Origin of the sequence: Pseudomonas sp. 10B238 (genome assembly GCF_000970615.1) — a bacterium.
GTDB lineage: Bacteria > Pseudomonadota > Gammaproteobacteria > Pseudomonadales > Pseudomonadaceae > Stutzerimonas.
Window position 1 is genome coordinate 96,763 of sequence record NZ_KQ033927.1, and the last position, 24,153, is coordinate 120,915.

The window sequence follows — 24,153 nt, forward strand, 5'->3', positions numbered from 1 at the left end:
CGGTTCCCTCAGGCGATCTGCGCAGCGGCTTCGATTTCAGCCGACTTGGCGGCACGCACAGTGCGCCAGGTGTTGTAAGCCATCAGCAGCATTCCGGCGAGGAAGAAAGCGCCGCCCAATGCCCGCACGATGAACCCCGGATGACTGGCTTCCAGTGCTTCGACGAAGGAATAGGTCAGCGTGCCGTCTTCGTTGATTGCGCGCCACATCAGGCCCTGAGTGATGCCGTTGACCCACATCGAGGCGATGTAGAGCACGGTACCGATAGTGGCCAGCCAGAAGTGAGCGTTGATCAGGCCGATGCTGTACATCTGTTCGCGAGCGAAGACCTTCGGAATCAGGTGGTACAGGGAACCGATGGAGATCATCGCGACCCAGCCAAGTGCACCAGCGTGAACGTGGCCGATGGTCCAGTCGGTGTAGTGAGACAGCGCATTGACGGTCTTGATGGCCATCATCGGACCTTCAAAGGTCGACATACCGTAGAACGCCAGGGAAACCACCAGGAAGCGCAAAATCGGATCGGTGCGCAGCTTATGCCAGGCGCCGGACAGGGTCATCATGCCGTTGATCATGCCGCCCCAGCTCGGTGCCAGCAGGATGATCGACATCACCATGCCCAGGCTCTGTGCCCATTCCGGCAAAGCGGTGTAGTGCAAGTGGTGCGGACCCGCCCAGATGTAGAGGGTGATCAATGCCCAGAAATGCACGATTGAGAGGCGGTAGGAATAAACCGGACGGCCAGCCTGCTTGGGTACGAAGTAATACATCATCCCCAGGAAGCCGGTGGTCAGGAAGAAGCCTACGGCGTTGTGGCCATACCACCACTGAACCATCGCATCGGTTGCACCCGAATAGATCGAGTACGACTTGAACCAGCTCACCGGTACTTCCAGGTTGTTGACGATATGCAACATCGCCGTGACCAGGATGAAGGCACCGTAGAACCAGTTACCTACATAGATATGAGCAGCCTTGCGCTTCATGATCGTGCCGAAGAACACCACGGCATAGCTGACCCATACGAGGGTGATCAGGATGTCGATTGGCCACTCGAGCTCGGCATATTCCTTCGAGCTGGTGAAGCCTTGCGGCAACGTGATGACAGCGAGAACGATCACCGCCTGCCAGCCCCAGAAGACGAATGACGCGAGGCCATCCGAGAACAGGCGGGCCTGAGAGGTGCGCTGTACCACGTAAAAGGACGTGGCCATCAGGGCACAACCACCGAAGGCGAAAATCACCGCGTTGGTGTGAAGAGGGCGCAAACGACCAAAACTGGTCCAAGGCAGGTCGAAGTTGAGTTGAGGCCATACCAGCTGTGCGGCGATAAACACACCCAGGCCCATTCCGATAATTCCCCACACCACCGTCATGATGGCGAATTGGCGAACCACCTTATAGTTATATGCAGTCTCACTTATTGCTGTGCTCATGCAAGGCTTCCACGCTAATGGCATTTCAAGGGGGCAAAAACGGCGGCAAGTATGGAGAAAGGAGGGGGGCAATGCAATCAAGGCCCAGGCCGTCTCATGCCGTTCGGACCCTGGCTTCAAGCGGTTTCCATGCTTTTTGCAGGGTCGTTTAGCACATCATGCCGATGTGTTGAATCGAGGGCTTCGCCTTATAGTTCTGCGCAACTTCGGCGAGTAGGAAAGGATATTAGAGCAGCGGGAGGGAAGGGCAAGCGGAGGAGGGAGTGGACGGTCTGCGACAGAGCGTCGCATATACCAGAAAGTTGATCGGGAACAGGGCGATACCGGGTATCGCCCTGTAAAGCGTTACTGCTTGGCTACGCGTTCCGGCTTTTGCGAAAGGCTGTAAACGTAGGCGGCCAGGAGGTGCACTTTGTCGTTGCCCAGGTATTGTTCCTGCGCAGGCATCTGTCCGTTGCGGCCGTGACGAATGGTCTGCTGCAGCTGCGGCAGACTGGAACCGTAGATCCAGCCGGCAGGGTTGGTCAGTTTCGGTGCGCCCAGGGCGGCCATGCCTTCCCCATTTGCACCGTGGCAGACCGAGCAGGTCTGAGCATAGACCTGACCACCCGCTACGGCGTCTGCGTCGCTGCCTTCTGGCAGGGGAAGACCGGCCAGACCAGTGCGTACATAGGCTGCGACGTTCTTCACGCCTTCTTCACCGATGACCTGGCCCCAGGCCGGCATCGCTGCAACCCGACCGTGTAGGATAGTCGTCTTGATGGTCTCGGCATCGCCGCCCCAGCGCCAGTCGCTATCCGCCAGGTTCGGGAAGCCGACCGCGCCTTTGGCGTCCGATCCGTGGCAAACCGAGCAATAGTTGGCGAAGAGTCGGCCACCGATCTTCAGCGCCCGCTCGTCCTGAGCGACCTGCGCCACAGACATGGCGGAATATTTGGCAAAGATCGGACCGAATTTCGCGTCAGCCTGATCAACTTCACGCTGCCACTGCTTGTCCTGCGTCCAGCCGTCTTCATAGCCCGGCATGACCCCTTTCCAGTTACCCAGGCCCGGGTAGAGCACCAGATAGAAAATGCCGAACACCAAAGTGCCGATGAACAGCATGAACCACCACCGGGGTAGCGGGTTGTCATATTCCTCGATACCGTCGAAGGAATGTCCCATGGTCTTGTCGGTCGTGCCTTCGGATTCGCCCTTACGGGTGGCGAAGATCAGCCAGAACAGAGCGACAATAGTGCCCAGCGTCAGCAGGGCGATGTATCCACTCCAGAATGCGTTCATCTGTTACTCCTGGGCAGCCCGAACGCTCGAACTGCCCGCGATGTTGATTCCCTGACGGCTGCCCTGCAGCGCGTCGTTCTCGAAAGCTGGCAGTCGATCTCAGCGCTTGTTCTGCAGCGCGGTACCGAGCACCTGCAGGTAGGCCACCAGAGCGTCCATCTCAGTCTTGCCCTTGACGGCGTCTCCCGCAGTGGCGATGTCCTCTTCGCTATAAGGCACGCCAACGGTGCGCAGCGCTTTCATCTTCGCCGCGGTGTCCTGTCCGCTAAGGGTGTCCTCTACCAGCCACGGATAGGACGGCATCTTCGACTCAGGCACGACGTTGCGCGGGTTGTAGAGGTGCGCACGGTGCCAGTCATCGGAGTAGCGGCCGCCGACGCGGGCCAGGTCCGGACCGGTACGCTTGGAGCCCCACAGGAACGGGTGGTCGTAAACGCTTTCACCGGCGACCGAATAATGACCGTAGCGCTCGGTTTCGGCGCGGAACGGACGGATCATCTGCGAGTGGCAGCCGACGCAGCCTTCGCGAATGTAAATGTCACGGCCTTCCAGCTGCAGCGCGGTGTAGGGCTTCATGCCTTCTACCGGCTCGTTGACCACGTCCTGAAAGAACAGCGGAACGATCTGCGTCAGACCGCCGATGCTCACTGCCAGAATCATGAACAGAGTCAGCAGGCCGACGTTCTTTTCGAGTATTTCGTGCTTCTTCATCAGTCAGCTCCTCAGGCGATCTGCGCGGCGGCTTCGTATTCGGCCGGCTTGGAGGCCTGCACGGTGCGCCAGGTGTTGTAGGCCATCAGCAACATGCCGGTGAAGAAGATCGCACCACCGATCATGCGCACCACAAAGCCTGGATGGCTGGCTTCAAGCGCTTCGACGAAGGAGTAGGTGAGCGTGCCGTCTTCGTTGATTGCACGCCACATCAGACCCTGAGCGATACCGTTCACCCACATCGAGGCGATGTAGAGCACGGTGCCGATGGTGGCGAGCCAGAAGTGCGCGTTGATTAGGCCAATGCTGTGCATCTGGGTGCGGCCGAACACTTTCGGGATCAGGTGATAGAGCGCACCGATGGACACCATGGCAACCCAGCCGAGCGCACCGGCATGAACGTGGCCGATGGTCCAGTCGGTGTAGTGGGACAGAGCGTTGACGGTCTTGATCGCCATCATCGGACCTTCGAAGGTCGACATGCCGTAGAACGCCAGCGACACCACCAGGAACCGCAGGATCGGGTCGCTGCGCAGCTTATGCCAGGCGCCGGACAGGGTCATCATGCCGTTGATCATGCCGCCCCAGCTCGGTGCCAACAGAATCAGCGACATCACCATGCCCAGCGACTGCGCCCAATCAGGCAGCGCGGTGTAGTGCAGGTGGTGTGGGCCGGCCCAGATGTAGACGGTGATCAGTGCCCAGAAGTGGACGATCGACAGGCGATAGGAATACACCGGACGTTCGGCCTGCTTCGGCACGAAGTAATACATGATTCCGAGGAAGCCAGCGGTGAGGAAGAAGCCAACGGCGTTATGGCCGTACCACCACTGCACCATCGCATCGGTCGCACCGGCATACACCGAGTAGGACTTCATCGCCGTGACCGGGATTTCCAGGTTGTTGACGAGATGCAGGATCGCCACAGTCAGGATGAATGCGCCGAAGAACCAGTTGCCGACGTAGATGTGCTTGACCTTACGCGTGGCCAGCGTGCCGAAGAACACGACCGCGTAGGATACCCAGACGATGGTGATCAGAATGTCGATCGGCCACTCCAGCTCTGCGTATTCCTTGGAGCTGGTGAAACCCAGCGGCAGGGAGATCGCGGCGAGCAGGATGACCAGCTGCCAACCCCAGAACGTGAACGCGGCCAGTTTCGGCGCGAACAGTGTGGTCTGACAGGTGCGCTGGACCGAGTAGTAGGAGGTCGCGAACAATGCACAGCCGCCGAAGGCGAAGATCACCGCGTTGGTGTGCAATGGGCGTAGACGACCGAAACTGGTCCATGGGAGGTCGAAGTTGAGAAACGGCCAGGCCAATTGTGCTGCGATGAAAACGCCGAGCCCCATCCCGACGATTCCCCACACCACCGTCATGATGGCGAATTGGCGGACCACCTTGTAGTCATAGGCGGTACTGGTTGCTGTGTTCATGTATGGGCTTCCATCCACGGTAATGAGCATGTTTTTTGTTGCGCTGAGCAGAGATTTCTTTCAATAGAAAGCGGGGGCAAGGATGGGCACTGGGCAAATGGCCGGTATTGACGCCGGTCAATACTCACAGAGCGACGAAATTCCATTCGTCCGGCGTGATCAACCGGAAGGGGAGGTTTGTGCCAGCTTGATTCTGGCGCATGGAGCGGGCGCTCCGATGGACAGTCCTTTCATGGAGCAGATGACTGAACGGCTGGTCGCGCGGGGCGTCGCGGTCTATCGCTTCGAGTTCGCTTATATGGCTGAGCGACGTCAGAGCGGGCGCAAGCGGCCGCCCAATCCTCAGGCGCAGCTGCTGCAGCAATGGCGTGCGGTTTATCGAACGGTGCGACAGCAGGCCGCAGGGCGATTGGCCGTTGGCGGCAAGTCGATGGGTGGTCGGATGGCGAGCTTGCTGGCCGATGAGCTCGCGGCTGATGCGCTGGTATGCCTGGGCTATCCGTTCTATGCCGTAGGCAAGCCGGAAAAGCCACGCGTGGCACACCTGGCGGAGCTGCAAACGCCCACACTGATCATTCAGGGTGAACGCGACGCCTTGGGCTGCCGCAGTACCGTGGCCGGCTACGCCCTATCGCCGGCGATTCGTCTTGATTGGCTGGCTGAGGCGGACCACGATCTCAAGCCGCTTAAGCGGTCCGGAATCACGCACGGACAACACCTGGACAGTGCCGCCGATGCCGTTGCGGCATTCCTTGGTTGTCCTTCTCGGTAAACACCGAATGCCCGCTACTGCAATGCCGTAGGCGGGCACTGATGATGGCGCACCGGCGCTCGCTTCAGTTACCGGTTGAAGCGTTCCACCAGGCTGTATTGTGACTGCGCAGTGGCCGCGAGGTCTTCTGACAGCAGCGCTGAGCTCTGGGCGTCGCCTGAGGTCTGATCGGCGAGCCGGGCGATGTTGCCGACGTTCTGGCTGATCTCGTCGGCCACTGCGCTTTGCTGTTCGGTAGCGGAGGCGATCTGTGAGGTCATGTCGATGATGCGACCCACCGCCTCGCTGATGCCGACCAGCGCTTTGTCGGCGTCGACTACCCGCTTGACCCCTTGGTTAGCCTGGCTGCGCCCTTGCTCTGTCGTCTCAACCGCCTGGCGTGCCTGGTGTTGCAGTTTTTCAATCAACTGATGGATCTGCCCGGTGGCCGCTGCGGTACGTTGGGCCAGTTGACGTACTTCATCCGCCACCACAGCAAAGCCACGGCCGCTTTCACCCGCCCGTGCCGCTTCGATGGCTGCGTTCAGTGCGAGCAGGTTGGTCTGGTCGGCGATGCTCTTGATCACATCGACCACGGTGCCGATCTCGTTGCTGTTCTGTGCCAGTGCGGAAACGGCATCGCCGGTTTCGGTGACGGCCGCGGCCAACAGCTCGATGGCTTTGCGGGTATCCGAGCCAATTTTCTGGCCATGCGCGGTGAGCTGATTGGCTTGCTCGGTTGCCTCTGCGGCCAGTGCTACGTTGCTGGCGACTTCTTGTGTGGTAGCCGCCATCTGGGTAATCGCCGCAGCGACCTGTTCGGTCTCGTGATGCTGGCGCGAAAGCCCTTCGGAGCAACTGTGGGCAAGTTGTTCTGCGCGCTTGGCCTGCTGTTGCAGTTGTACGGCGCTGTCTTGCAGGCGGGTCAGGCAGGTCTTCAGGCGTGCATGCTCGCTGAGCAGAGCCATCTCCAGCCGTGCTTCGTCACCCTGGCTGTCGGTATACATCTGCGCAATCAGCGGATCGCTGTTCGACTGTTCGGCCAGGCGCAACAGCCGCCGTAGCCCGCGCATCTGCCAATGACGGCCGGCGAGACCGAGTGGTATCGATAGCAAAGCAGCAAGCGCGAAACCCCAGCCATGATCGTGCCAGGCGCCGATCATGAAACCGATCTGGCTAACGACGATAAAAGGCAGCCAATTAACTACGATGGGCAGCCACTTGTCGCGCTGCGGAACGCCACTTTTCCCTGCGTTGAGTCGTGCATAGAGCGCTTCGGCACGCCCGACTTGTTCACGGGTTGGCTTGGTGCGGACCGACTCATACCCGATGACCTTGCGCTGAACATCCAGTACCGGCGTGACATAAGCGTTGACCCAGTAGTGGTCACCGTTATTGCGTCGATTCTTGACGATCCCCATCCACGGCTTGCCGTCCTTGAGCGTGGCCCACATGTGCGCGAATACGGCCGAAGGGACGTCAGGATGGCGAATCAGGTTGTGCGGCGCGCCGATCAGATCGCCACGTTCAAAACCGCTGACTTCCGCAAAGATATCGTTGCAGTAGGTGATGGTCCCGGTGAGATCGGTGGTTGAGATCAGCCGTTGCTGATCGGGAAATGCATACTCGCGCTGGGTGACGGGCTGGTTGTTTCGCATGAGGGGTACGCCTGGCAGTCGAGGTGGCCGTAGCCACATGTATCGTCCTGGTCCGGCCGTTTGATCGGCGTCTTCAGAGTGATGTCAAATTGACGTCAAATCTGTGACCGGTGTGCTGAGCAACGTAACGGCTGATTTACCAAGGACTTAAGCGTCAACCCGACAATCGGCGGAAATAAAAAAACCCGCTGCAGGCTCTGTAGCGGGTTTTGTGTGGCGCAGTAGCGGCTCGCCGATCAACCTTCGATCAATTGACGAAGCACAAAGTGCAGAATGCCGCCGGCCTTGAAGTACTCCACTTCGTTGAGCGTGTCGATACGGCACAGGACCTGGAAGCTGTCGCGTGCACCGTCGGCGCGCTCGATGTCGACGGTCAGCAGTTCGCGAGGCTTGATGTCCGCGCTCAGACCGCGGATCGATAGTTTTTCGTTACCGGTCAGACCCAGCGTTTGCCGAGTCTGGTCACCTACGAACTGCAACGCCAATACACCCATGCCGATCAGGTTCGATCGATGGATACGCTCGAAGCTTTCAGCAATAACGGCTTTCACGCCTAGCAGGTTAGTGCCTTTGGCGGCCCAGTCGCGGCTGGAGCCGGTGCCGTACTCCTTGCCGGCAATGACCACCAGCGGCACGCCTTCAGCCTGGTAGCGCATGGCGGCGTCATAAATCGACATGCGATCCCCGTTTGGCTGGTACAGCGTGTTTCCGCCTTCCTCGCCGCCGAGCATCTCGTTCTTGATGCGGATGTTTGCGAAGGTGCCACGCATCATCACTTCATGGTTACCGCGGCGGGAACCATAGGAGTTGAAGTCCTCCGGTTGCACGCCCAGCTCCTGAAGATAAACACCGGCCGGAGAGCTGGCCTTGATATTGCCTGCCGGGGAAATGTGGTCAGTGGTGATGGAGTCGCCGAACAGGGCCAAAATCCGCGCATTCTCGACGTCCGCGGGCGGCGTCAGGGGTTGCCCAATATCTTCGAAGAACGGCGGGTTCTGCACATAGCTGGAGTTGTTGTTCCATGTGTAGGTGTCGCCTTCGGTGAACTCGATGGACTGCCAGTGCTCGTCGCCGCTGAACACATCGGCGTAGCGCGTGCGGAACATCTGTCCGTCGATCTTGCTGACCGCTTCGTCCACCTCCGCGCTGGTCGGCCAGATGTCCTTGAGATAGACCGGCTGGTTCTGTTTGTCGTAGCCGATCGGATCCTTGTCCATATTGATCCGCGTGGTGCCGGCCAGGGCGAAAGCCACTACCAGTGGCGGCGAAGCCAGCCAATTGGCTTTGACCAGCGGATGCACGCGGCCTTCGAAGTTGCGGTTGCCGGACAACACCGAAGACACCACCAGATCGTTGTCGGTGATGGCCTGGCCAATGGCGTCAGGCAGTGGGCCGGAGTTGCCAATGCAAGTGGTGCAACCATAGCCGACCAAATTGAAGCCCAGCTGGTCGAGGTAGGTGGTCAACCCAGCGCGTTCAAGGTAATCGGTGACTACCTTGGAGCCTGGGGCGAGCGAGGACTTCACCCATGGCGCTCGCTGCAAGCCACGTTCCAGCGCCTTCTTGGCCACCAGGCCTGCGGCCATCAGCACGTTCGGGTTGGAGGTGTTGGTGCAAGAGGTGATGGCTGCAATGACCACAGCGCCATGCTTGAGGCCGTATTCTTCGCCGGTAACCGGGAACGATGCGTCGATCTGCTGCGTCTTGCCGCTGGTTTCCAGGAGCAGATCGAAATTCGCGCCGATATCGCCGAGCGTTACCCTGTCCTGCGGACGCTTCGGGCCGGCGAGCGATGGTTTGACTTCGGCCAGATCCAGTTCCAGCGTGGCGGTAAATACCGGATCCGGCGAGTTGGTGTCGCGCCACATGCCCTGAGCCTTGCTATAAGCCTCGACCAGCGCAATGCGGTCTTCGTCACGACCGGTCAGACGCAGGTAATCGATGGTGATCTGGTCGACGGGGAAGAAGCCGCAGGTCGCACCATATTCCGGCGCCATGTTGCCGATGGTGGCGCGGTCGGCGAGGGGGAGGTGATCCAGACCGGGCCCGAAGAACTCGACGAACTTGCCCACCACACCGTGCTTGCGCAGGATCTGCGTCACGGTCAGCACCAGATCGGTGGCCGTCACGCCTTCGTTGAGCTTGCCGGTCAGGCGCATGCCGATCACTTCCGGGATCAGCATCGAGACCGGCTGGCCGAGCATCGCCGCTTCCGCCTCGATGCCGCCCACGCCCCAGCCCAGAACGCCAAGGCCGTTAATCATGGTGGTGTGTGAGTCGGTGCCCACCAGCGTGTCAGGGTAGGCAATGGTTTCGCCGTTCTCTTCCTTGGTCCAGACGACCTGGCCTAGATATTCCAAATTCACCTGGTGACAGATGCCGGTGCCCGGCGGTACCACGCGAAAATTGTCGAAGGCCTGCTGGCCCCAGCGTAGGAACTCGTAACGTTCACCGTTGCGCTGCATCTCGATATCGACGTTCTGCTCGAACGCCTTGTCGGTACCGAAGCGGTCGACCATCACCGAGTGGTCGATTACCAGATCCACCGGCGACAACGGGTTGATCCGCTGTGGGTCGGCACCGGCACGGGAAACCGCATCTCGCATGGCAGTCAGATCGACCACGGCGGGCACGCCGGTAAAGTCCTGCATCAATACACGTGCCGGGCGGTACTGGATCTCTCGTTCGGAGGTATGCGTCTGAAGCCACACCGCCAGCGAGTTGAAGTCATCGGCGCGAACCGTCACGTCATCTTCCCAGCGCAGCAGGTTTTCCAGCAGCACCTTGAGCGAGGTCGGCAAACGGCTGATGTCGCCGAGCTGCTTCGCCGCTTCGGGGAGGCTGTAGTAGTGGTAGGTTTTGCCGTTAACGTCGAGGCTGCGACGGCAATTCAGGCTGTCCAGGGATGGCATTGGTCTCTCCTTGTGCCCGCACGGCCGGGCTGATTGAGTCGGGAGCGTTCTTTAGAACCTAGCGCCTGGCGAAAGGGTTCGCCACGAAACTGGCCGCCAATCGAAATGGCGAAGAGTGCGGGAGTCGGGCCGCGACAGCGTGTTTGCAGCCGCCTAAAGGCGCTGCTTGCCGGGGTGCAAACGACTCCTGCAACTGTTCACTGGACCGAACCAGTAAGCCCGTGGTTCCCCACTCGGCTATCATGTGCGCCTTTTGTCGTAGGGGGTGCTGGCGCCGATGCGCTTTGCGCCGCTTATAGGGTTCGTATCATGAATACATTGCTGCTGCATTGCCGCCCCGGTTTCGAGAACGAGGTGTGCGCCGAAATCAGCGACCAGGCCGCTCGCCTCGATGTGGCCGGCTACGCCAAGGCCAAAGCCGACAGTGCCTGTGCCGAGTTCATCTGCAACGACGCAGCAGGACCAGAGCGCATGATGCGTGGTGCGCGGTTCGCTCGGCTGATATTTCCCCGGCAGTGGGCGCGCGGCGAATGGCTGGCGTTGCCGGAAACCGACCGGATCGGTGTGTTGCTCGAACGCCTCAAATCAATGCCGGTGTGCAGCAGCCTGTGGCTGGAAGTAGTGGACACCAATGATGGCAAGGAGCTTTCCAACTTCTGCAGAAAATTCGAGGGTCCGTTGCGCAAGGCGCTGGAAAAGGCCGGCAGATTGAAGGAGGGCGGTCAGGGGCCGCGCCTGTTGCTTACGTTCAAGAGTGGTCGTGAGGTCTTTGTTGGCCTGGCCGAGGCGGACAACAGCGCTATGTGGCCGATGGGTATCCCTCGGCTGAAATTCCCCCGCCAGGCGCCGAGTCGTTCGACTTTGAAACTCGAGGAGGCGTGGCACCATTTTATTCCTCGCGAGCAGTGGGATGAGCGCTTGGCCCCAGGCATGACAGCCGTTGACCTCGGCGCCTCCCCGGGCGGCTGGACGTGGCAGCTGGTCAACCGGGAAATCGAGGTAATGGCGGTGGACAACGGGCCAATGAACGAAGAGCTGCTCGAGTCCGGTCTGGTCGGCCATTACCGTGCGGATGGCTTTGCCTTTCGCCCCAAGCGCCCTGTGAATTGGATGGTTTGCGACATCGTCGAGAAGCCCGCAAAGAATGCCGCTTTGCTTGAAACCTGGATCGGCGAGGGTTTGTGCCGTGAGGCTGTGGTCAACCTGAAGCTTCCAATGAAGCAGCGCTACGCCGAGGTGAAGCGGCTCTTGGAACGCATCGCCGACGGGCTTGCCGAACGAGGAGTGAAGGCGAGCATCGGCTGCAAACAGCTATACCATGACCGCGAGGAAGTGACTTGCCATCTGCGTCGGTTGTAACCACTGCCGCCTGCTGCGCGACAATACCGTCCTGTTTTCTGGAGCCCCTGATGTCTCGAACTACCGAACTGTCCGCTGATGCGCTGCTCGATGCCAGCGGCCTCAACTGCCCTGAGCCGGTCATGATGCTGCACAACAAGGTGCGCGATCTGCCTGCGGGCGACGTCTTGAAAGTCATTGCGACCGATCCATCGACCCAGCGCGATATTCCCAAGTTTTGCGTGTTTCTTGGCCATGAGCTGGTCGACCAGCAGGCTGACGACGGCACTTATCTGTACTGGATCCGCAAGAAGCTCGACTGAACGCCTCGCAACATACGGGCGCCTCGTTCAGACGCAGGGAGGCAGAAACACCAGCTGCATGCCGACGAAGACCGTCGCCAAAGCCGCGATGAAGTGAATCCCGGACGACACCTTGAGCACGAAAACCTGCCGATCATTGAGATCGTTGGGTTCGTGTGCCAGTTTCCAGGTCCGGCGCCCTAGCCACAGCAGCAGCACAATCACCAGCACCGTGAACAGGCCGAAGCTTGCATTCAGCCAGTTGAATACTCCCTGGCTGGGGTCCGGTGGTGCGATGCCGCAGACCACCGCGTGCGATCCGTACATGGCGGCAAACCAGAGGCTCCAGATGGTCAGCCCAAACGGAATCTGAATGGGATGAAAGACGGACGTGCGGTTGTACTTCATCAGGCACCTCCCCACGCATTCGGGAACAGGACAATCGCGGCGTACGCGCTCCATATCACGCCGAGGTTGTAGTACCAGAGCTGCTCGACGACCACCACTTCATAGGGCGCTTTGTCGCCGACGTAGCCGTACATCACCCGCAGGGTCTGCAGTAGCGTGAGAATCGTCGCCAGCCCGCAATGGATCAGGCCGTAGGCCAGTATCACGAAGACCACCGCGTCGTGCGCCGTCTCAGTCACCTTCAGGTTCGCCGTCAGCAGCAGCCACAGCAACATTGCCCACTGCACGGCGCCTATCGCCGTGATGGCGCCGAGGTTGAGCATTAACTGCCCGCCGCTTCCCCGACGCAACCGGCCGGGCACGAGTCGCATCCACATCGTCCCAATCGTCAGCAGCACCGCACTTGCGAGCATCAGCCAGCCGTTCAGGTCGGAATGCTCCGGTACCATCCATTCGGGTGAGACTGTCCACAGGTAGAACCAGCCGAACAGCAACGACAAGTAAAGGGTGCCGTCGGCCAGTAGGGTGACGCCCATTCCCCAGAGGCCGGGTCCGTCAAAGGTCCGCGAGTGCAGCGGTGGCTCGCCAGGTTGCGTTTGCGCATCGGGCGCGGCGGCGGGGTGGGCACCGTTCTCCCAGGACCAGCGGAACAGCACGATCAAGGTGGCGACCGTAGCGATCAACGCGACCCAATAGAACTTGTTCAGCAAACTCAGGCAGAGCACCGCCAGAAACACCGAAGCCACGAATGGCCACCAACTGTTGCCGGGCAAATGAATGATTTCGCGGACTTTGCCGCTCAGCGGGTCCGAGCCCCAGGTTTCACGACGACCATGGTCGATAGCCTTCAAGGAATGCTCGCCGCGGGCGATGCTGTGGGGCAGGTCGGGGTCTTTCCATAGCGGATGACGGTCGGTGATGTCTGGCAAGCTGACGAAGTTGTACGGGCTCGGCGGCAGGCACGTGGCCCACTCCAGGGTGTCGGCATTCCAGGGGTTGGTTTTTGCCGGTTGACCGAAGCGAAAGTGCAGCACGATATCCAGCAAAATGGTGCCGATGCCGATGGCCATGATGAAGCTGCCGATCGAGGAAATCAGGTTGGGCAGGTCCCAGCCCAGACCGGTGTCGTAGGTGTAGACCCGTCGCGGCATGCCGAGCAGGCCAGTCCAGTGCATGATCAGGAACGTGGTGTTGAAGCCGATGAACACCAGCCAGAAGCCCCAACGGCCCAGACGCACGGAGGGCATACGGCCGGAGAAGTGCGGCAGCCAATAGTAGAGCCCGGCCATCAACGGAAAGAACATCCCGCCCACCAGCACGTAATGCATGTGCGCGACGATGAAGTGGGTGTCATGCACCTGCCAGTCGAAGGGCACCAGCGCCACCATCACCCCGGTCAAGCCGCCACAGACGAACACGATCAGGAAGCCGACCAGCCAGAGCATCGGTACGTGATAGACCGGTTTACCCAGCCATAACGTCGCGATCCAGGCAAAGATCTGCACGCCAGTGGGTATTGCCACGAGCATGCTCGCCGCGGAGAAGAACCCCAGCGCCAATGCCGGAATGCCGACGGTGAACATGTGATGCACCCACAACCCAAAACTCAGGAACCCGGTGGTCAGCACGCCGAGCACCACCCAGCGATACCCCACCAGTGGTCGCTGACAAAACACCGGTAGCAGGGTCGAGACGATGCCGGCCCCGGGCAAGAAGATGATGTACACCTCCGGATGGCCGAACAGCCAGAAGAGGTGTTGCCAGAGCACCGGGTCGCCGCCTTTGGACGCATCGAAAAAGGGCAGCCCGGCAGCACGTTCCAGCTCCAGCAGAATGCTGCCCAGGATCAGTGGCGGGAAGCCGAACACGATCATCAACGCCATGACCAGGATGTACCAGGCGTACAGCGGCATCTTGTGCAGCGCCATGCCATTGGTACGCGTGCGCAGGATCGAGACCACCAGCTCGACGCCGGCACTGACCGCAGAGATCTCCACGAAGGTGATGCCGAGCAGCCAGAAGTCCGAGTTGACGCCCGGCATGTGTGCCGAACTCGACAGCGGCGTATACATGAACCAGCCTGCTTTTGGCGCGACGCCGAGAAACACGCTGGACAACAGGATGATGCCGCCGAACAGGTAGCAGAAGTAGCCGAGTGACGAAAGACGCGGGAAGATCAAGTCCCGTGCGCCGATCATCTTCGGGATCAGGTAGACCGCCAGGCCTTCCATCATTGGCACGGCGAAGAGGAACATCATCACCGAGCCGTGCATGGTGAAGACCTGGTTGTAAACCTCCGGCTCCATCAGCACATAACCGGGCAGGGCCAGTTGTGTGCGGATGAGCATGGCCATCAGCCCGCCAATCAAAAAGAACACGGCGCCGGTGACCAGAAAACGCAGGCCAATGGTGGTGTGGTTGACAATGGTCAGCGCGCGCCAGCCGCGCGGATTGCCCCAGACTTCGTTGAACTGGTCGTGCAGTTGATCCGGATCCGTGCTGGGTTTGCTGCTTTGGTCGAGTTGAGTCATGGAGCGAGCGTCTCCAGCCAATCGGCAATCTGATCGAGGGTTTGCGGCGGAACGTCGTCATGCGCAGGCATACCGTTGCCGAATTTGAGCGTCTTGTGTTCGCGGAGCCACTGACGCAATCCGTCATGGTCGTTGTCGATCACGCCAGCGCCGAGGCTTGGCCGTGTGGCAAGGTCTGAGAGGTCCGGCGCGCGACTGCCGTTGCTGATCCCCGCGACACGATGGCACTGACCGCAGCGCTCATCGAATACCTGGCCGGCTTCGCCCGGTGCGCGCTGGGTAAAACTGAGGTTCTCCCGCGCTGCGATCCAGTTGTCGAAACCGGCATCGTCCAGCGCTTCGACATGCAGCTTCATGTGCGCGTGCTGCAAGCCGCAGAATTCCGAACACTGACCGTGGAAGACGCCGGTATGACCCGCCTGCAGGCGAATGACGTTGGTGCGTCCTGGGATCATGTCCATTTTGCCGCCGAGTCGCGGAATCCAGAACGAATGGATGACGTCGGCGCTGGTGACGTTTACGTCTATCAGCCGTCCTGCCGGGATGATCAGCTGGTTCGCGGTGGTGACGCCGCTGTCCGGGTAGTGCACCTCCCACCACCATTGGTGACCGGTGACTTCAATCTTCAACGGCTGCTGACCCTCGACCGGCAACGGCATCATGCTGCGCCCGGTGGGGATGCCGAAGATCAGCAGAACAACGATGCTCAGGCTCGGCAGCACGATACCGCCACCAATGACCCAGCGTCGGTTGATCCTCACTGCCTGTTCTTTGCTGGTCTCCCGCGGCTTGCGTGCCAGGGCATAGATCCAGATGGCGCTGACCGCCACCAGAACCAGCGTGGCGAAGGCAAACATGCCCCACCAGACATGAGCGATCTGGCGTGCCATATGACTGGCTGGGTTGAGCGATGACAGCGGACCGCCGCAGGCGGTCAAAAAAGGAACTGATAGCGCCAGCGTGGTCCATTTCAAGAGGTTGCCGGCTCGTCTGGCTCGGCTGCCTACTCCCGAAAAATGCTGCCGGAGCGTCGAATGGCCCGATACAGAGACTCCATCCACAGCCGCGCTGCGATAGCCGGCCACCCGCTGCACCCGATGCTGATCCACTTTCCAGTTGCCGCTCTGACCGGCTTGCTGCCGGTCGATCTCGCCCACCTCTGGACCCTTGACGATTTCTGGTGGCGTGCCGGCTTGTGGCTGTCCGGTGTGGGTGCACTGGGTGGCTGGGTCGCCAGCATTTTTGGTTTGATCGATCTGGTGACCGTGCGTGAGATCCGTCAGAAGATCACGGCGTGGTGCCATGCGATCCTCGCGGTGATGATGTTGTCGCTGGCTTCGCTGAACTGGCTGCTGCGCTACCAGAACGATGCCCAAAGCATGCAGCTCTGGGCGCTGTACCTGTCGGCGATCACTGCCGTGCTGATTTCCCTCGCGGCGTATCTCGGCGGCCGGCTGGTCTACGAGCATGCGGTCGGGGTCGATCTGGATAAGGTCTGATCCAGAATAAGACGGGGCTTGGGATCGTTCGGTCATGGGCATCTTCGAGTTGATCGAGCGGTTCGGGGCATGGGCTAAAAAGGCTTCGCCAGCACTAGCCAAAGCGTCGCGGTGATAAACGTTGCGGCGACTACGCCGAGAAAACGACAACGAATGCTGACGCTCTGCTCAGGCGCCCGCTCAACATGCAGCACCAATACGCCGCACAGGGCGTGGCAGAGCACCATCCCAGCCACGGTGCTGAGCTTGACGATCAGCCAGCCGGCGACCAGGCCCTGGCTCAGAAACAGGGCCGTACCCGAGCCGATGGCGACCAGGGCGGCCGGCGTTCCGATCAGGTTGAACACCATGCGAGTCAGGTGGGCATGGTCACGGTAGAAGAGTGGGTCACTGCGTCGAGTGCCCGCGGCAATTAGCGCCGGCAGGTAGAGCAGGGTGCCGCACCAGCAGAGCAAGCCCGCGAAGTGCACCAGTTTGAGCAAGGGCATGCATGTCTCCGTCCAGCCCGCGGCAAGTCAGAGGTTGTGACAACCTCGTGCCGGAGCGGTTCGGGGCCAATGCGTAGCGTCTGGTTTGAGGTTTAGTCGGAACTACCCGCTTCAGTCGGCTTCGGGGTCATGCGCGGTCTGGACGTTCTCGTCCTGCAGTGACTTACGACTGAATAGTTGTGTACCGCAGCGGCTACAGAACGACGCGTTGGGTTCATGGCTAAGCTTTTCGCAGCTCGGGCAGCGATAGTGAAGACTGTCCTCACGCATAGCGGTCGCCAGTTCCGCAGTGAAAATGCCCGTTGGGACGGCGATGATCGAGTAACCGGTGATCATCACCAATGTAGCCAGCGCCTTTCCCAGAGGGGTGAGGGGCACGATGTCGCCGAAGCCAACGGTCGTGAGGGTCACTACCGCCCAGTAGATGCTCATCGGGATGCTGGTAAAGCCGTTGGCAGGCCCTTCTATCACGTACATCAGCGTGCCGTAGATCAACACCATGGTGGTGACGCTAAGCAGGAACACGATAATTTTCTGCTTGCTGCCCCTAAGCGCTACCAGCAGGAAGTTGGCTTGGCTCAGGTATTGCGTCAGCTTGAGCACGCGGAACACCCGAAGCATCCGGATCGCGCGAATCACCAGCAGGTATTGGGCATCAGGTAGCAGCAAAGCGATGAATGCTGGCAGCACCGAGAGCAGGTCGATCGCACCGTAGAAGCTGAAGATGTACTTGCGTGGCTCTGGGTGGGTATAAATGCGCAGCAGATATTCGATGGCGAATACGGCCGTGAAGAACCACTCGAGACCCGCCAGCAGCGTCCCGTGCGCTTCTCGGTAGGCCGCAATGCTGTCGAACATTACAACCAGAAGGCTGGCCATGATGAATATCAGCAGCCAGGTGTCGAATCGCTTGCCGGCCGACGTGTTGGTAAAAAAAATGATGACGTAGAGGCGCTCGCGCCAGCCCATCGATCGGAGGGCTTCGTTATCCATCTGCTCAGGCTCCCGGTTCGGCAAAGACTTGGATTATTGTCGACTAAGACTCGCGCATTCAAAGCATCGTTGCGAACGTATCGCCAGGGGCGCCATCGAAACGGTTTGCAGGCGCTATTGCAGAGTACGTTTCCTCAGTGACTGATCGGCTCTGCTTTGCACTGGCCAAAGCCCACCGTCTGGTCAGCTGGCTTTGCCTCGGATCACTTTCAGGCATAGTCTTGCACCAAGCGCATCAATCCGCTGGAGTGCGAAATGCCAGATTCGAAGTTGGTCGATCCGTTCGGCCGACGCATCACCTACCTGAGATTGTCGGTGACCGACCGGTGCGATTTTCGTTGCACCTATTGCATGAGCGAGGACATGGTCTTCGCACCGCGCGCTCAGATCCTCACGCTAGAAGAGCTCTATGCGGTGGCTGATGCGTTTATCAGTCTGGGCGTCAAGCGTATCCGTGTGACCGGTGGCGAGCCGCTGGTGCGCAAGGGATTGCCGAGCCTGCTGAGTCGTCTGGGTGCCCGTGAAGAGCTGGAAGATCTGTCGATCACGACCAACGGCTCGCAACTGTCGACCCTCGCGCCCGTGCTTCGTGATGCTGGCGTCAAGCGTCTGAATATCAGTCTGGATTCGCTCAAGCGTGAACGTTTCGCTGAACTCACGCGCCGCGACATGCTTGCGCAGGTGATCGCTGGCATCGATGCTGCTCGCAGTGCCGGATTCGACCGAATCAAGCTCAACAGCGTGATCCAGAAAGGCCGTAACGACGACGAAGTCCTGGATCTGGTGAATTTCGCCATCGAGCGCGGGCTGGATATCAGCTTTATCGAGGAAATGCCGCTGGGCAACGTATCCAGCCATGAGCGCGAGATTACTTTCTGCTCCAGCGAGGAAGTGCGCGAGCGTATCGAAGCCGGCCACCAGCTGGTACGAAGCAGCCACACCACCGGAGGCCCGTCACGCTATTGGCAAGTCGCCGGAAGCGATACCCAGGTGGGCTTCATTTCGCCTCATAGCAATAACTTCTGTGGCAGTTGCAACCGGGTACGCGTCACCGCCGAAGGCAAGCTGGTGCTCTGCCTCGGTCACGAAGGCGCGCTGGATCTCAAGACCCTGATGCGTCGCTACCCCGGCGACAGTGAGCGGCTGCGCCAGGCGTTGGTCGATGCGCTGCAGCTCAAGCCTGAGAAACATGAATTCCGCACGGACGAGCAGGTCCAGGTGGTGCGCTTCATGAGCATGACGGGCGGTTGAGGCAGCCGGCATCGCAGACCGACAGTAGGGTGGGCTTCAGCCCACCTGATAGGGCTAGCATGGGCCCGACGGCGTTCTGCTTCAGCCCACGTGATACATCGTTATCGGTGGGCTGAAGCCCACCCCACGTCGCGCTTGATGCCCGGACTGCTCGTAGGGTGGATGACGCTTTTTTCATCCACCGTGGCCCATCACTCATTCCTGCCGACCCGCATTGAATTGGCTGTAAGGCGGGTGGAGCAACGCTCCGCTTCAGGCCGCCTGATATGTGATCACTGGTGGGCTGAAGCCTACCCTACGTCCAGCCTGCAAGGTCGAGATTGCTGCACTGCTACGCAGGATGCGGTAAAAGCGGCGTGATAGACTCCGCGGCCTTATGCCAGCACCCACCCGACTCTAGGACTTCCGATGTTCACGGCGACTCTGCTTGTTCATCCCTACGCTGACTGCCACGGATAGGCCTCAATGCGTCTGAAAAGCATCAAGCTTGCCGGCTTCAAATCCTTCGTCGATCCCACCACGGTCAGCTTTCCCAGCAACATGGCGGCAGTGGTCGGCCCCAATGGTTGCGGAAAGTCCAACATCATCGATGCCGTGCGCTGGGTGATGGGCGAAAGCTCGGCGAAGAACCTGCGCGGCGAGTCGATGACCGATGTCATCTTCAACGGCTCGAACACCCGCAAGCCAGTGACCCAGGCCAGCATCGAACTGATCTTCGATAACTCGGACGGTACGTTGCTGGGCGAATACGCGGCGTTCACAGAAATCTCTATCCGCCGGCGGGTGACGCGTGACGCTCAGAACACATACTTTCTCAACGGTGTGAAATGTCGTCGGCGCGACATCACCGACATCTTCCTGGGTACCGGTCTGGGGCCACGCAGCTATTCGATCATCGAGCAAGGCATGATCTCCAAGCTGATCGAGGCCAAGCCGGAAGACCTGCGTAACTTCATCGAAGAGGCGGCCGGCATCTCCAAATACAAGGAGCGCCGCCGCGAAACCGAAACTCGTATCCGCCGCACTCATGAAAACCTGGCTCGCCTGACCGATCTGCGTGAGGAGCTGGAACGTCAGCTGGAGCGCTTGCATCGTCAGGCACAGTCGGCGGAGAAATATCAGGAGTACAAAGCCGAGGAGCGCCAGCTGAAGGCCCAGCTGTCGGCGTTGCGCTGGCAGGCTTTGAACGAGCAAGTCGGCCAACGCGAGCAAGTGATCGGCGATCAGGAGGTCAGTTTCGAGGCGTTGATAGCCGAACAGCGCAACGCCGACGCCAGCATTGAGCGCTTGCGCGACGGCCACCATGACCTGTCGGAGCGCTTCAATCTGGTCCAGGGCCGCTTCTATTCCGTCGGCGGCGATATCGCCCGGGTCGAGCAGAGCATTCAGCATGGTCAACAGCGCTTGCGTCAGTTGCAAGACGATCTGCGCGAAGCCGAGCGAGCCCGGCTGGAAACTGAATCCCACCTGGGGCATGACCGCACCGTGCTCGCCACGCTTGGCGAAGAGTTGGCCATGCTCGAGCCGGAGCAGGAAATTGCAGGCGCGACGGCCGAAGAATCTGCCGCCCAGCTCGAAGAAGCCGAGGCGGCAATGCAGCTCTGGCAAGAACAGTGGGAGCGGTTCAACCAGCAGAGCGCCGAGCCGCGCCAGGCGGCGGAAGTGCAGCAGTCGCGCATCCAGCAACTGGAACAAAGCCTAGAGCGCTTGGCAGAACGTCAGCGGCGCCTTGAGGATGAGCGCGCCTCGCTCGCCGGCGATCCTGAGGACGCCGCGGTGGCCGAGATAAGTGAGCAGCTGGCCGTTGGCGAGCTGAGTCTGGAAGAGCTATCCGCGGCGCAAGAACAAACCGAGCAACAGCTTGAGCTGCTCCGCGAGCAACTGCAGCAGGCGAGTCGCACCGAGCAGGAAGCGCTAGGCCAGTTGCAGCGTCTGGGTGGCCGTATCGCTTCGCTTGAGGCCTTGCAGCAGGCTGCCATGGACCCGGGCAAAGGCGTTTCCGATTGGCTGCATGTGCGAGGGCTCGACCAGCGACCGCGTCTGGCCGAAGGGCTTCGCGTAGAGTCGGGTTGGGAGCTGGCGGTCGAGACCGTGCTGGGCGCAGATCTGCAAGCGGTGCTGCTGGACAGCTTCGACGAATTGGATCTGAACGGCTTCGAGCAGGGCGATCTACGTCTGGTCAGCGCCACGCAGCGTGCCGGCGTGATCAGCGGAAGCCTGTTGGATAAAGTCGAGTCCGCCATGGACCTCTCGCCTTGGCTCGGCCGGGTGCGCACTGTGGACGACCTCGATCAGGCGTTGGCTGCACGAGGCTCGCTCGGTGATGGCGAGAGTCTGATCAGTCGTGATGGCTACTGGGTTGGTCGACATTTTCTAAGAATCAGACGGGCTGGAGAGGCCGAGTCCGGAGTGCTGGCGCGCGGCCAGGAACTGGCGCGGTTGCAAGCCGAACGTGATGAGTGCGAGGCGAGTCTTGAGCAGTTGACGGAGCAACTCGGCCAGCTGCGCGAGGCACAACGCGAACAGGAGGAGTGCCGGGAACAGCAGCGCCGTCAGCATCAGGATCTGTCTCGTCAGCATGGCGAATTGAACGCTCGCCTGTCGGCCAGCCAGGCCAGGCTGGAACAGTTGACCTTGCGTTGCCGCCGGCTGGACGAAGAGCTCGTCGAGCTTTCCGAGCAGCGCGCGTTGGAAACCGATCAACTGGGCGAGTCGCGCCTGCATCTGCAAGATGCGCTCGACGCGATGGCCGCCGATACCGAGCAGCGCGAGTCACTGTTGGCTAGCCGTGACGGCATTCGCGAGCAGTTGGACCGGGTTCGCCAGGAAGCGCGACAGCACAAGGATCACGCGCATCAACTGGCCGTCCGAATCGGTTCGCTAAGAGCCCAGCATGATTCGATCCGCCAAGCGCTTGAGCGTCTTGAGCAGCAATTCGAGCGTGCGGTCGAACGCCGCGAACAACTGAACTTGAATCTGGAGGAGGGCGAGGCGCCACTCGAAGAGCTGCGCATGAAACTCGAGGAGCTGCTGGAGCGGCGCATGGGCGTTGAAGACGAGCTCAAGCTGGCACGCTTGGCCCTCGAAGATGCTGATCGCGAATTGCGAGATGCCGAGAAGCGCCGAACCCAGGCCGAGCAGCAGGCGCAGTTGCTGCGTGGCCAGCTGGAGCAGCAGCGCATGGACTGGCAGGCCCTTAGCGTTCGGCGTAAGACGGTGCAGGACCAGTTGCATGAGGAGGGCTTCGATCTGCATGGCGTACTGGCGACGCTGCCCGCCGAGGCCGGCGAGGCCGAGTGGGAAGTCGAACTCGAGCGTCTGGGTGCCCGCATCCAGCGTCTCGGGCCGATCAACCTCGCGGCGATCGATGAATATCAGCAGCAATCGGAACGTAAACGCTACCTCGACGCACAGAACGACGACCTTGCCGAAGCGCTCGATACGCTGGAAAACGTTATCCGTAAAATCGACAAGGAAACGCGAAATCGCTTCAAGGAGACGTTTGATCAGATCAACAGTGGTCTGCAGGCGCTTTTCCCAAAGGTTTTCGGCGGCGGCAACGCTTATCTGGAACTTACCGGGGAAGATTTACTCGATACCGGGGTGGCGATCATGGCGCGACCACCCGGGAAGAAGAACAGCACCATCCACCTGCTGTCTGGCGGTGAGAAGGCACTGACCGCGCTGGCATTGGTGTTTGCGATCTTTCAGCTCAACCCGGCACCGTTTTGCATGCTGGACGAAGTGGACGCGCCTTTGGACGACGCTAACGTCGGGCGCTATGCGCGTCTGGTCAAGGAGATGTCGGAAAAGGTGCAGTTCATTTACATCACGCACAACAAGATCGCGATGGAAATGGCCGACCAGCTGATGGGAGTCACCATGCACGAGCCAGGTTGTTCAAGGCTGGTCGCGGTTGATGTGGAGCAGGCGGTGGCGCTCGTGGAAGCTTGAGGGGCGCTCGGTTTAAAGCGCAGTGGAAGGTGTTCATCGACCAATAAAAGAGCCGCGCCGGGCGGTGCAAATCTACCGTTCGTCGTGATAGTTTAGAGCGCAATTTTTACGATGCGCAGATGAGCCTGTTCAGCGGCTGTGAATCTGCGTCTTTATCATCGATTTCAGGGGTTCAAGCATTAATGGATATCGGTCTGCGCGAGTGGCTGATCGTCATCGGCATCATTGTCATCGCCGGCATTCTTTTTGACGGCTGGCGGCGGATGCGTGGTAGCAAGGGCAAGTTGAAATTCAAGCTGGACAGCAATATCGCGAGCAATCTTCCTGATGAAGACGAGCCGAACGAGCTGTTGGGCCCGCCGCGTGTCGTGAGTCGCAACAACGAGCCCTCACTGGACGAAACCGATCTTCCCTCGATGAGCGCACGTGAGACCGGTAAGCGTCGCACCGCAGAACCACGCCAAGGCGACCTGCATTTTTCCAGCGATGATGCTCCAGTCCCTACGCTGCTTGACCCGGTAGCGGATGATGAAAACAAACTCAGCGAGTCCAATGAGGACCTGCCTCCGGTAGAGGAAGTGCTGGTTATCAATGTGATCTCCCGCGACTCGCATGGCTTCCGTGGTCCCGCTCTGCTGCAGAACATTCTCGAAAGCGGTTTGCGCTTTGGCGAGATGGACATCTTCCATCGCCACGAGAGCATGGCGGGCAACGGTGAAGTGCTCTTCTCCATGGCTAATGCGGTTAAGCCTGGAACCTTCGATCTGGACGACATTGACCATTTCACTACGCCAGCCGTGAGCTTCTTTCTAGGTCTGCCTGGTCCGCGTCATCCGAAACAGGCTTTCGATGTCATGGTCGCCGCCGCTCGGAAGTTGTCGCAGGAGCTGAACGGCGAACTCAAGGATGATCAGCGCAGCGTGCTGACAGCTCAGACCATCGAGCACTATCGCCAGCGCATCGTCGATTACGAACGCAGGCAGATGACGGCCAAGCGTTGATCCAGAAAACCGCTCCCAGGAGCGGTTTTTTTTTAGGGTATTGATCCGTCTGGCCTCATCGAGCCTCGTAGGGTGGGCTTCAGCCCACCGAAGCCTTTTCGCTTAGCTCTGCTGGTGGCCGATCCCCTCCCGCCCGACGCTCCATGCCATCACGCAAACAGGCTAAAATCCTGCGTAGAACATCCACTTAAGGTCGACCGGCG

18 protein-coding genes and 1 pseudogene are annotated in these 24,153 nt (G+C 60.1%); 7 read left to right on the top strand and 12 right to left on the bottom strand.

The annotated features are described in order from the left end of the window. Positions 1-8 precede the first annotated feature (8 nt). The 4 genes from ccoN (RT21_RS00470) to ccoN (RT21_RS00485) form a co-directional block, all read right to left on the bottom strand. The gene (gene ccoN / locus RT21_RS00470) at positions 9-1,436 is read right to left on the bottom strand and encodes a cytochrome-c oxidase, cbb3-type subunit I (RefSeq protein ID WP_045427746.1); all 1,428 of its coding nucleotides are present in this window, start codon (positions 1,434-1,436) and stop codon (positions 9-11) included. Between the two features lie 345 nt (positions 1,437-1,781). Next, on the bottom strand, positions 1,782-2,717 hold the full coding sequence (ccoP, locus tag RT21_RS00475; RefSeq protein ID WP_046161160.1) for a cytochrome-c oxidase, cbb3-type subunit III: 936 nt from the start codon (positions 2,715-2,717) through the stop codon (positions 1,782-1,784). 99 nt (positions 2,718-2,816) lie between these two features. Continuing rightward, entirely contained in the window at positions 2,817-3,428 is a 612-nt protein-coding gene (ccoO, locus tag RT21_RS00480; protein ID WP_046161161.1) for a cytochrome-c oxidase, cbb3-type subunit II, read from the bottom strand. A gap of 11 nt (positions 3,429-3,439) precedes the next feature. Next, positions 3,440-4,864 carry a cytochrome-c oxidase, cbb3-type subunit I gene (gene ccoN, locus RT21_RS00485; RefSeq protein ID WP_046161162.1) on the bottom strand — a complete coding sequence of 475 codons (1,425 nt, stop codon included), beginning with the start codon at positions 4,862-4,864 and terminating at the stop codon, positions 3,440-3,442. Positions 4,865-4,946: 82 nt separating this feature from the next. Here ccoN (RT21_RS00485) and RT21_RS00490 point away from each other — a divergent pair, with 82 nt between their 5' ends. Continuing rightward, the gene (locus tag RT21_RS00490) at positions 4,947-5,636 is read left to right on the top strand and encodes an alpha/beta family hydrolase (RefSeq protein WP_046161163.1); all 690 of its coding nucleotides are present in this window, start codon (positions 4,947-4,949) and stop codon (positions 5,634-5,636) included. A 68-nt stretch (positions 5,637-5,704) separates the two neighbouring features. On the opposite strand, the gene RT21_RS00495 is transcribed toward RT21_RS00490, so the two are convergent. The 3 genes and pseudogenes from RT21_RS00495 to acnA all read right to left on the bottom strand — a co-directional run bounded on the left by RT21_RS00495 (position 5,705) and on the right by acnA (position 10,185). Next, complete coding sequence (locus RT21_RS00495; RefSeq protein WP_371263593.1) at positions 5,705-6,778, bottom strand: methyl-accepting chemotaxis protein; 1,074 nt, start codon at positions 6,776-6,778, stop codon at positions 5,705-5,707. 162 nt (positions 6,779-6,940) lie between these two features. Then, positions 6,941-7,312, bottom strand: a pseudogene (locus RT21_RS24305) (PAS domain-containing protein); the annotation flags it as partial. Positions 7,313-7,509: 197 nt separating this feature from the next. Next, the gene (gene acnA, locus RT21_RS00500) at positions 7,510-10,185 is read right to left on the bottom strand and encodes an aconitate hydratase AcnA (protein ID WP_046161165.1); all 2,676 of its coding nucleotides are present in this window, start codon (positions 10,183-10,185) and stop codon (positions 7,510-7,512) included. A 309-nt stretch (positions 10,186-10,494) separates the two neighbouring features. Between acnA and rlmM the strand changes: the two genes are divergently transcribed. Both rlmM and tusA read left to right on the top strand, forming a co-directional pair. Continuing rightward, positions 10,495-11,544 carry a 23S rRNA (cytidine(2498)-2'-O)-methyltransferase RlmM gene (rlmM, locus tag RT21_RS00505; protein WP_046161166.1) on the top strand — a complete coding sequence of 350 codons (1,050 nt, stop codon included), beginning with the start codon at positions 10,495-10,497 and terminating at the stop codon, positions 11,542-11,544. Positions 11,545-11,594: 50 nt separating this feature from the next. Beyond that, positions 11,595-11,846, top strand: coding sequence for a sulfurtransferase TusA (tusA, locus tag RT21_RS00510; protein ID WP_045427723.1), 252 nt, complete (start codon positions 11,595-11,597; stop codon positions 11,844-11,846). 27 nt (positions 11,847-11,873) lie between these two features. Here the strand turns inward: tusA and RT21_RS00515 are convergent, their stop codons facing one another. From RT21_RS00515 to coxB, 3 genes are read right to left on the bottom strand one after another with little or no spacing between them, the layout of a single operon-like run. Next, the gene (locus tag RT21_RS00515) at positions 11,874-12,233 is read right to left on the bottom strand and encodes a hypothetical protein (RefSeq protein WP_046161167.1); all 360 of its coding nucleotides are present in this window, start codon (positions 12,231-12,233) and stop codon (positions 11,874-11,876) included. Then, positions 12,233-14,764 carry a cytochrome c oxidase subunit I gene (gene ctaD / locus RT21_RS00520; protein WP_046161168.1) on the bottom strand — a complete coding sequence of 844 codons (2,532 nt, stop codon included), beginning with the start codon at positions 14,762-14,764 and terminating at the stop codon, positions 12,233-12,235. Before ctaD ends, RT21_RS00515 begins: the two co-directional genes overlap by 1 nt. Beyond that, a complete protein-coding gene (coxB, locus tag RT21_RS00525; RefSeq protein ID WP_046161429.1) occupies positions 14,761-15,654 on the bottom strand; it encodes a cytochrome c oxidase subunit II in 894 nt (297 codons plus the stop codon). The genes ctaD and coxB overlap by 4 nt, the downstream gene beginning before the upstream one ends. A 144-nt stretch (positions 15,655-15,798) precedes the next feature. Between coxB and RT21_RS00530 the strand changes: the two genes are divergently transcribed. Continuing rightward, on the top strand, positions 15,799-16,263 hold the full coding sequence (locus RT21_RS00530) for a DUF2231 domain-containing protein (protein ID WP_019339276.1): 465 nt from the start codon (positions 15,799-15,801) through the stop codon (positions 16,261-16,263). 74 nt (positions 16,264-16,337) lie between these two features. On the opposite strand, the gene RT21_RS00535 is transcribed toward RT21_RS00530, so the two are convergent. Together RT21_RS00535 and RT21_RS00540 are read right to left on the bottom strand one after the other, a co-directional pair. After that, a complete protein-coding gene (locus RT21_RS00535; RefSeq protein ID WP_046161169.1) occupies positions 16,338-16,751 on the bottom strand; it encodes a CopD family protein in 414 nt (137 codons plus the stop codon). A gap of 111 nt (positions 16,752-16,862) precedes the next feature. Next, the gene (locus RT21_RS00540; protein ID WP_046161170.1) at positions 16,863-17,744 is read right to left on the bottom strand and encodes an ion transporter; all 882 of its coding nucleotides are present in this window, start codon (positions 17,742-17,744) and stop codon (positions 16,863-16,865) included. A gap of 255 nt (positions 17,745-17,999) precedes the next feature. On the opposite strand from RT21_RS00540, the gene moaA reads away from it, so the two are divergent. The 3 genes from moaA (at position 18,000) to zipA (ending at position 23,950) form a co-directional block, all read left to right on the top strand. After that, positions 18,000-18,995, top strand: coding sequence for a GTP 3',8-cyclase MoaA (gene moaA, locus RT21_RS00545; RefSeq protein WP_045427710.1), 996 nt, complete (start codon positions 18,000-18,002; stop codon positions 18,993-18,995). A gap of 465 nt (positions 18,996-19,460) precedes the next feature. Continuing rightward, positions 19,461-22,949 (top strand): chromosome segregation protein SMC, encoded by a 3,489-nt coding sequence (gene smc, locus RT21_RS00550; protein WP_046161171.1) that lies wholly within the window; start codon positions 19,461-19,463, stop codon positions 22,947-22,949. A 182-nt stretch (positions 22,950-23,131) separates the two neighbouring features. Further along, complete coding sequence (zipA, locus tag RT21_RS00555; protein WP_046161172.1) at positions 23,132-23,950, top strand: cell division protein ZipA; 819 nt, start codon at positions 23,132-23,134, stop codon at positions 23,948-23,950. Positions 23,951-24,153 lie beyond the last annotated feature (203 nt).

Excerpts from the sequence above, each read along its gene's own strand:
- RT21_RS00535 (WP_046161169.1), bottom strand. The coding sequence starts at position 16,751 with ATGCCCTTGCTCAAACTGGTGCACTTCGCGGGCTTGCTCTGCTGGTGC.
- ccoN (WP_046161162.1), bottom strand. The coding sequence starts at position 4,864 with ATGAACACAGCAACCAGTACCGCCTATGACTACAAGGTGGTCCGCCAA.
- ccoN (WP_045427746.1), bottom strand. The coding sequence starts at position 1,436 with ATGAGCACAGCAATAAGTGAGACTGCATATAACTATAAGGTGGTTCGC.
- ccoO (WP_046161161.1), bottom strand. The coding sequence starts at position 3,428 with ATGAAGAAGCACGAAATACTCGAAAAGAACGTCGGCCTGCTGACTCTG.
- ccoP (WP_046161160.1), bottom strand. The coding sequence starts at position 2,717 with ATGAACGCATTCTGGAGTGGATACATCGCCCTGCTGACGCTGGGCACT.
- RT21_RS00515 (WP_046161167.1), bottom strand. The coding sequence starts at position 12,233 with ATGAAGTACAACCGCACGTCCGTCTTTCATCCCATTCAGATTCCGTTT.
- acnA (WP_046161165.1), bottom strand. The coding sequence starts at position 10,185 with ATGCCATCCCTGGACAGCCTGAATTGCCGTCGCAGCCTCGACGTTAAC.
- RT21_RS00540 (WP_046161170.1), bottom strand. The coding sequence starts at position 17,744 with ATGGATAACGAAGCCCTCCGATCGATGGGCTGGCGCGAGCGCCTCTAC.
- zipA (WP_046161172.1), top strand. The coding sequence starts at position 23,132 with ATGGATATCGGTCTGCGCGAGTGGCTGATCGTCATCGGCATCATTGTC.
- rlmM (WP_046161166.1), top strand. The coding sequence starts at position 10,495 with ATGAATACATTGCTGCTGCATTGCCGCCCCGGTTTCGAGAACGAGGTG.
- tusA (WP_045427723.1), top strand. The coding sequence starts at position 11,595 with ATGTCTCGAACTACCGAACTGTCCGCTGATGCGCTGCTCGATGCCAGC.
- RT21_RS00530 (WP_019339276.1), top strand. The coding sequence starts at position 15,799 with ATGGCCCGATACAGAGACTCCATCCACAGCCGCGCTGCGATAGCCGGC.
- moaA (WP_045427710.1), top strand. The coding sequence starts at position 18,000 with ATGCCAGATTCGAAGTTGGTCGATCCGTTCGGCCGACGCATCACCTAC.
- RT21_RS00495 (WP_371263593.1), bottom strand. The coding sequence starts at position 6,778 with ATGATCGGCGCCTGGCACGATCATGGCTGGGGTTTCGCGCTTGCTGCT.
- ctaD (WP_046161168.1), bottom strand. The coding sequence starts at position 14,764 with ATGACTCAACTCGACCAAAGCAGCAAACCCAGCACGGATCCGGATCAA.
- RT21_RS00490 (WP_046161163.1), top strand. The coding sequence starts at position 4,947 with ATGGGCACTGGGCAAATGGCCGGTATTGACGCCGGTCAATACTCACAG.
- smc (WP_046161171.1), top strand. The coding sequence starts at position 19,461 with ATGCGTCTGAAAAGCATCAAGCTTGCCGGCTTCAAATCCTTCGTCGAT.
- coxB (WP_046161429.1), bottom strand. The coding sequence starts at position 15,654 with ATGGCACGCCAGATCGCTCATGTCTGGTGGGGCATGTTTGCCTTCGCC.